Origin of the sequence: Mesorhizobium kowhaii, from assembly GCF_003253745.1 — a bacterium.
Classification (GTDB): domain Bacteria; phylum Pseudomonadota; class Alphaproteobacteria; order Rhizobiales; family Rhizobiaceae; genus Mesorhizobium; species Mesorhizobium kowhaii.
The window spans coordinates 1-7,237 of record NZ_MZXV01000045.1; the positions used below are offsets into that span (position 1 = coordinate 1).

The following is a 7,237-nucleotide window of genomic DNA, read 5'->3' on the forward strand; positions in this document are numbered from 1 at the left end:
GGCCAGCAGCTCGGGGTCCGCTTTGCCTTCCCACGCTCCGTAGGAGTCCTGAGCACGGATTAGCCGCACGAGGCATTTCAGGAACGGGCTGGCAAGCGCCACCTGATCCTCGGCGACAGCAGGGCTAACCACAGGGTCGGACATTTTCGCCTCCTCATTTCAGTCGTCGTCCTCAAAGGACGGTTTCGCGACGCCTGCCTCAGCCAGCAGCTTGCGCACCCAGGGGGGAGGACACGTTCTGAGCATCACCTGCGTGCGCAACAGCACATCTTGGATACTCTGAGGCTGCGGAACCTTGAGCGGATAGATTTTTGCCGAAACAAGCTTGGCTGCCGAAGGTCCGCCGATTGCCAGACAAAACAGGAGGTGGCAGCCCTTCAGTGCTTCCACCTTCGGTGTGATGCGGTCATCCCCCTCGGTCCGATGCTCCCCGTTCTCATCGGAAACGTCATCGAAGGCCAAGGCTTCCACGAGGTTCCACTCCTCGCGCGTCACGTCGTAGACAGCAAAGCGCCTGGCCGAGCCGAAATGCGCATTGAGCTCCTTCATGTCTTGTGTTGCGATTGCCACGCGCAAGGCGCCTGCTTGTCGTTCACGCATTGGATCTCGGCCCTCGTCAGTGACCAGTGAGAGGCGACGAACGGGCCCCATCTTGCGTTTCCTGCTTGCGGAATGGATCAAGTTTCTCGGGCGTCGGCGCATGCCGGTTGGCCTGGAACATGTTGGCGACCTCGAAAACCAGATCACGGGTGCCCTGATAGAGGATTGAGAGCTTGTGCTGGCTGCCGAGCCGGTCGAAGACGGGGAAGCCGACGCGCATGAGCGGAATGCCAAGACGTTGCGATGCCTGGCGTCCATGTGAATGGGTGACCAGAAGATCAGCCCCGCCGGCAAGCGCTTCCAAATCGCTGAGATCGCCGATCTGAATCGAGGCCGCCGGAACCCTTCCCAGAACTTTCGACATATCGGTCGTCGCGACTGCCGCCGCGACTTCGGAGCCCATGCCGGTGAAGAAGGTCGCGAGTTGATAGAGTTGGTCTGGCTCAGCAGCGATCGCAATTTTCTTGCCTCCGAAATGGAAATGTCCGTCGAGCAACGCATCCTGCAATTGCGCCCGTCGACGGCGCACGCTGGCCGGCACAGACTCGCCAGAAATCGCGGACAGCAGCGAAAAGAACTGATCGGCGCCCTCCAGTCCGGTCAGCGACTCGAACAGCACGTAAGGGACGCCGGTCATCTTCTGCAGCACCTCGGCCGGGTGACGCATATGCTCTCCGATAGCGATGCAGTGCTCGGCCGCGCCGAGCTCGCGGATATCCTCGATGCTCGTACCGCCATATGTGGTCGGGACCCAGTGGTCTGGTACAGTGCCGTCAAGCGAGCCTGAGACGTCCGGCAAAATCACCGGCTGCAGCCCAAAGCTTTCAACCATCTCGCGCAAATGCTCGATGTCAGCCACGGTGAGGTGCCAGCCGGGCAGGATCGCGATCTTCTTCGACTGCCGCGCCTGCTCGCCATGCCGTGTAATGCCTTCGATCATCGCGCTGACAGCCTTGGCCCAGCCCTCTTCGAGGGCGCCGCTGAAATCCGGCGTGTTGGCCAGCACGATCTCCGTACCCGCGAGTTCTTCCGCATGCTTCAGCTTGATGTCGGCGATGTCGCCTGCGCAATCTTCGCCACGGGTTTCCACCAGGGCCGTCGTGCAGACCCCGATCAGCTTTGGCTTTGTGCGGGTCTTGAGGTTGAGGATCGCCTCTTCCAGATTGTCTGACCCGCCGAGGATGGTTGTCACTTCATCCATCGCGGTGGTCTGTAGGGGAATCGCTTCCTTGAAATGCCGCACGAAGAGCACGAGCGCGAAGCTGGTGCAGCCTTGGATGCCGTGGAATAGCGGCACTGCGCCGTCGATCCCGAGAAAGGCCAAGGCAGCACCCAGCGGCTGTGACGACTTCAGCGGATTGACCGAAGCTGATTTGGTCTGGGAAAGGATGCGGACCATCGGCTTTCCTCAACACTCGCCGAAGTCGTCGGCCATCGTGCCGGCGAACTTCTTTAAGGCATGCAGGCTCGCCGTCCCGCTCGTTGTGCTCGGCGGTTCGTCCTTCACGGCAGGCTGGCAATCCCACGGGGCCGGCTCGCGCACCTGAGACCAGATCGGGTTGTGAATGGCGAGGTCGATCTGGCGTACGAGTTCCACCATGCCGTCATAGCCGGCATAGGGGTGCTGGCGCTCCTGGTTGATGTCGAGCCAGGGCGTCTTGGCCTTGAGCGCGATGAATTGCGTGCGCCCGCCCGACAGCATGATGTCGGCCTTGTGTTCTGAGAGCATGGCGTAAAGATCGCGCGCTGCCATCTGCTCGAACATGTGGTTGTCGTCCTTGAGGATCTGCTTGATGCGCTCCTTGTCTTCGAGCGTGGATTTCTTGACCGAGGTGCCGACGATCTCGATGCCGATCTCCATCAGCGCATGGACGACCGACCAGGACTTCACACCGCCTGTATTGAGCAGCACGCGCTTGCCTTGAAGCCGCCGCCGGTAAGCCTCGAGCTTCTTCCACGCAATCGCCTCCTGCTCAGCGATCAGCGCCTCCGTGCGGGCGAGGATCTCTGGATCAGCGCCCTTCTTCACGAGCAGCTCAGCAATGTTGCGCAGTGCTTCCGAGGTGTCGGTGATGCCGTAGAAGGAGCCTTCGAAGAACGGGATGTCCCAGCGCTCCTCCATCTTGCGAGCCAGATTGATGAGCGCGGTCGAGCACACCACCATAGCCGCCCGGGCGCGGTGCGCGGAAGCAACGTCGAGGTAGCGCGCATCGCCCGGAATGCAGGCGCGCACCCGGATTCCGAGCCGATCGAGGAGCGGTTTCACCAGCCAGAATTCGCCGGAGAGGTTGAATTCGCCAAGGATATTGATGTCGTACGGCCCAGCGTCGTCGGGTTCCACCGTGCCGATGACGTGCTCGAGCAACGCCTCGGCGGCGAGCTTGTTGCCGAGGTTCTTGGAGCCGGCCAAGCCCGGCGCATTGACCGGCACCACGGCCAAGCCGAATTTTTCCCCCGCGCGCTTGCAGACCGCCTCGATGTCGTCGCCGATCAGCGCCGTCACACAGGTCGAATAGACGAAGATCGCCGGCGGCGCATAGGCTTCCTTGATCTCGCGGATCGCCTTGAAAAGCTTGCGCTCGCCCTGCCCCATCACCACGTCGAGTTCGGTGAGATCGGTCGTGAAGCTCGTGCGCCACAACGTTGGCCCGGACGAAGCGGCGCCGCGGTTGTCCCAGGAATTGCCCTCGCAGGCGAGCGGCGCGTGGACCAGATGCGCGACGTCGGTGATCGGCTGCAGCACGATCTTGGCGCCGTCAAAAGCGCAGCCGCCGGCCGCCGCTCCCGGCGTCAGCGGCTTCGAACAGCCCTCTTTGCGCGCCTTGGCATCCTTGCCGCGGTTTTTGTCGCAGGCGGGCTCGTCGAAAACGTCCTGGATCTTGGCACTGAGCGAGGTCATTGCGTCGGTCTCCAAAGTCCATTGGGCAATGGACGGCCTCGGCGGAAAGCCGGCCGCCGCTCTTAGCGGGTGAGGTCATAGGAATAGTCCGTCACGCCCGTCTGGCTCGTCTCGCGATCGAGCTTGTCGAAGATCTTGTCGAGGATCGTCGTCAGCACGCGCAGCCCGCCCTGGTAGCCCATGAGCGCAAAGCGATGGTGATGGTGCCGGTCGAAGATCGGAAACATCAGGCGGATCAGCGGCGTGCCGGTGTCGCGCTCCAGATACTTGCCATAGGAATTGCCGATCAGCAGATCCACCGGCTCGGTGAAGAGCAGCGAGCGCATCGCCCACAGGTCCTTGCCCGCCCAGACTTGAGCGTCCTTGCCGAAGGGCGAGGATGCAAGCAGTTCCTCCATCTCGGCTTCCCACGCCGAGGTGCCGTTGGTGGCGAGGCAATGTGTCGGCTCACCGCCGGTTTCCATCACGAAGCGCGCCATGGCATGGACGAAATCCGGATCGCCGTAGATCGCGTATTTCTTGCCATGCAGCCAGGACTGACTGTCAGCCATGGCGTCAACCAGTCGGCCGCGCTCCAGGCGGATTGTCTCAGGGATTTCCTTGCCGGAGATCGCCGATAGCTCCATCAGGAATTCGTCGGTCGCCTGGACCCCGAGCGGGTAATGGAACGAGGCCGTCGCTTGCCCGACTTGCTCGCAGTATTCCAGCGTTTTTCGGGTGTTGTAATACTGCAGCGAAAGGGTCGCCTCGGCGTTGAGTGCCTTCTTCACGTCTTCGATGTTCGTGCCGCCGTCATACATGCGGTATTCGCCGTCCGACGGGGTGTCGAACTGGTCAGAGGCGTCCTGGATGAAGGTGTAGGACACGCCCATCAGGTCAAGCAGGCGTTTGAGTTCCCGGTTGTTGCCGACGCAGAAGCCGTCGAAACCCGGAATGATGTTGATGGTTCCCTTGGCTTCCGTGCGCTCCTGGCCTTTCCAGAAGTGCTCCAAAATGCCTTTGACCATGCCGTCATAGCCATCGACATGGCTGCCGACAAAGGCCGGCGTATGGGCAAAGGGCACGTCGAAGTCGCGCGGGACCGAGTTTTCGTCCTTGGCGTTCTGGATGAAGCTGTGCAGGTCGTCGCCAATGACCTCCGCCATACATGTGGTCGAGACAGCGATCATCTTCGGGTCGTAGAGCTGGTAGGTGTTGGCGAGCCCATCGACCATGTTCTTCAGGCCGCCAAAGACCGCCGCATCCTCGGTCATCGAGGAGGAAACCGCTGAAGCAGGCTCCTTGAAATGGCGCGACAGGTGCGAGCGGTAATAGGCCACGCAGCCCTGGCTGCCGTGGACGAAGGACATGGTTCGCTCGAAGCCCGCGGCCGCAAACACCGCACCCAGCGGCTGGCAGGCCTTGGCGGGGTTCACGACAAGCGCTTCGCGGGCGAGGTTCTTTTCGCGGTATTCCCAGGTCTTGGTGAATTCGCCTTGATCGGCAACGATCTGATCGGCGTGCGGACATTCGAAATTCAGCTTCTTCTCGGCTAGCATCTGCCTGTATTCCGGCTCACGGAACAGGGGGGCGTGGTCGAGAATCTTTTCGGCCGACTGCGGCATTGGTGTTACCTCTTTAACATCTGGCCCCGCTGTACGGCGGCTCAGGTACGTCGAGACGTTTGCGGTTTCCCGCGGCTCACAAGCCGCGGGGGCTCATCGTCTCTCTGGGGAGACTTAGCCAGGGGACAAGTGTCTATTCGGCAGCTATCGCCCGCCCACGGTCCGGGCTTTCTTTCCAAGGCGCCTGGTACAGGCCCCAGACCGGATTGTTGATCGCAAGATCCACGTCCCGCGCGAAAATGGCAAAGCCGTCATAGCCGTGATACGGTCCCGAATAATCCCAGGAGTGCATCTGACGGAACGGTATGCCCATCTTCTGCACCGGGTATTTTTCCTTGATGCCCGAGCCGACGAGGTTGGGGCGAACCCCCTCGATGAACTTTTCCAACTCGTAACCGGTCACGTCATCGTAGATCAGCGTGCCATTCTTCACGTAATGGCCGGTGCGCTGATAGTCGTCGTTGTGGGCGAACTCATAGCCGGTGCCGACGATCACCATGCCGAGATCCTCGTAGGCGGTGATGACGTGACGGGGGCGCAGGCCGCCGACATAAAGCATCACGGTATTGCCTTCGAGGCGCGGCCGGTACTTGGCAATGACCGCATCAACGAGCGGTCTGTACTTGGCGATGACCTTCTCAGTCTTCTCCTCGATTTCGGGCCCAAAATGCTTGGCTATGTTGCGCAGAGAGGTCTCGATCTGGGAGGGGCCGAAGAAATTGTACTCCATCCAGGCGACGCCATACTTTTCCTCCATGTGCCGGCAGATGTAGTTCATCGACCTGTAGCAATGGATGAGATTGAGCTTGGCCTTCGGCGCGCGCTCGATTTCGGCGAGGGTCGCGTCGCCCGACCAGTTGCCGACCACGCGCAGCCCTATCTCCTCGAGCAGGATGCGCGAGGCCCAGGCGTCGCCGCCAATATTGTAGTCACCGATCACGTTGACGTCGTACGGGCCGGCCTCGAACTCCACGTCCTTCTTCTCGAAGACCCAGTCGCGGATCGCATCGTTGGCGATGTGATGGCCCAGCGATTGCGAGACGCCCCGGAAACCCTCGCAGCGCACCGGCACGATCGTCTTTTCGTGCTCCTTGGCCTTGTTACGGGAAACTGCTTCGGTGTCGTCGCCAATCAGGCCGATCGGGCATTCGGATTGCACGGTGATGCCATTGTTCAGCGGAAACAGTTCCTCGATCTCGTCGATGATCTGTTCCAGCTTCTTGTCGCCGCCGAAAACAATGTCCTTCTCCTGGAAATCGGAGGTGAACTGCATTGTCCCGAACGTGTCGATGCCCGTTGTTCCGACGTAGTAGTTGCGGCGCTGTGACCAGGAATATTGGCCGCAACCGACCGGGCCGTGCGAGATATGGACCATATCCTTGACCGGACCCCACACCACGCCCTTTGAGCCGGCATAGGCGCAGCCGCGAATGGTCATCACGCCCGGAATGGACTTGATGTTCGATTTGACGTCGCATTCGGAAAGGACCTCGCCTTCCTCACCAGCCTCGTCCCCGCTCTTTGCGACGCTGAGGTGCTTTTTGCGGCGCTTCGCCGCCTTGTCGGGATATTGCGACAGCACCTCCTCGATAAGCTTCGCATGGAGAGCACCGTCATTCTCGTAATCCAGGCTCATGGGACCCCTTTCAAGGTATTTGGTGACGCCTCATCGATGAGGCGCCGTTCTTTGCAAGGCGGCCAGCTCAAGGAGGGCCCCCAATATCGGTCGTTACTGGGCTGCCGCCTTCGCCGCTTCCTTGGCCTGAAGCTCGGCAAGCATCTGCTCGTCGGTTTTCATGATGCCGAAATCGAGCAGCATGTCCTCGAGCTCCTCCATGGTGATCGGGGTCGGGATGGTACCCTGACCCGAATTGGCGTGGATCTTCTCGGCCAGCGCCCGGTATTCGCCGGCCTGCTTGGAGTCCGGCGCATACTGGATCACTGACATCTTCCTCAGTTCGGCGTGCTGGACGATGTTGTCGCGCGGCACGAAGTGGATGAGCTTGGAATTGAGCCTGGAAGCCAGCGCTTCGGCGAGGTCGAGCTCGCGGTCGGTTTGGCGCTCGTTGCAAATCAGGCCGCCGAGCCGCACGCCGCCCGAATGGGCATATTTCAGGATGCCCTTGGCGATGTT

The 7,237-nt window shown here is 61.0% G+C and carries 6 protein-coding genes and 1 pseudogene; all 7 read right to left on the minus strand.

The annotated features are described in order from the left end of the window. Positions 1-144: pseudogene (locus B5V02_RS42735) on the minus strand (NifX-associated nitrogen fixation protein); the annotation flags it as partial. A 15-nt stretch (positions 145-159) separates the two neighbouring features. Then, positions 160-651 carry a nitrogen fixation protein NifX gene (nifX, locus tag B5V02_RS21135; protein WP_111546053.1) on the minus strand — a complete coding sequence of 164 codons (492 nt, stop codon included), beginning with the start codon at positions 649-651 and terminating at the stop codon, positions 160-162. Next, positions 617-1,999 (minus strand): nitrogenase iron-molybdenum cofactor biosynthesis protein NifN, encoded by a 1,383-nt coding sequence (gene nifN, locus B5V02_RS21140; RefSeq protein ID WP_111546054.1) that lies wholly within the window; start codon positions 1,997-1,999, stop codon positions 617-619. The genes nifX and nifN overlap by 35 nt, the downstream gene beginning before the upstream one ends. A 9-nt stretch (positions 2,000-2,008) precedes the next feature. After that, positions 2,009-3,499 (minus strand): nitrogenase iron-molybdenum cofactor biosynthesis protein NifE, encoded by a 1,491-nt coding sequence (gene nifE, locus B5V02_RS21145; RefSeq protein WP_111546055.1) that lies wholly within the window; start codon positions 3,497-3,499, stop codon positions 2,009-2,011. Between the two features lie 62 nt (positions 3,500-3,561). Next, positions 3,562-5,103 carry a nitrogenase molybdenum-iron protein subunit beta gene (gene nifK / locus B5V02_RS21150; RefSeq protein ID WP_111546056.1) on the minus strand — a complete coding sequence of 514 codons (1,542 nt, stop codon included), beginning with the start codon at positions 5,101-5,103 and terminating at the stop codon, positions 3,562-3,564. 133 nt (positions 5,104-5,236) lie between these two features. Continuing rightward, complete coding sequence (nifD, locus tag B5V02_RS21155) at positions 5,237-6,739, minus strand: nitrogenase molybdenum-iron protein alpha chain (protein WP_111546057.1); 1,503 nt, start codon at positions 6,737-6,739, stop codon at positions 5,237-5,239. 93 nt (positions 6,740-6,832) lie between these two features. Beyond that, positions 6,833-7,237: P-loop NTPase family protein (locus B5V02_RS21160; protein ID WP_483466544.1), on the minus strand; the 405-nt coding region annotated here is incomplete at its 5' end.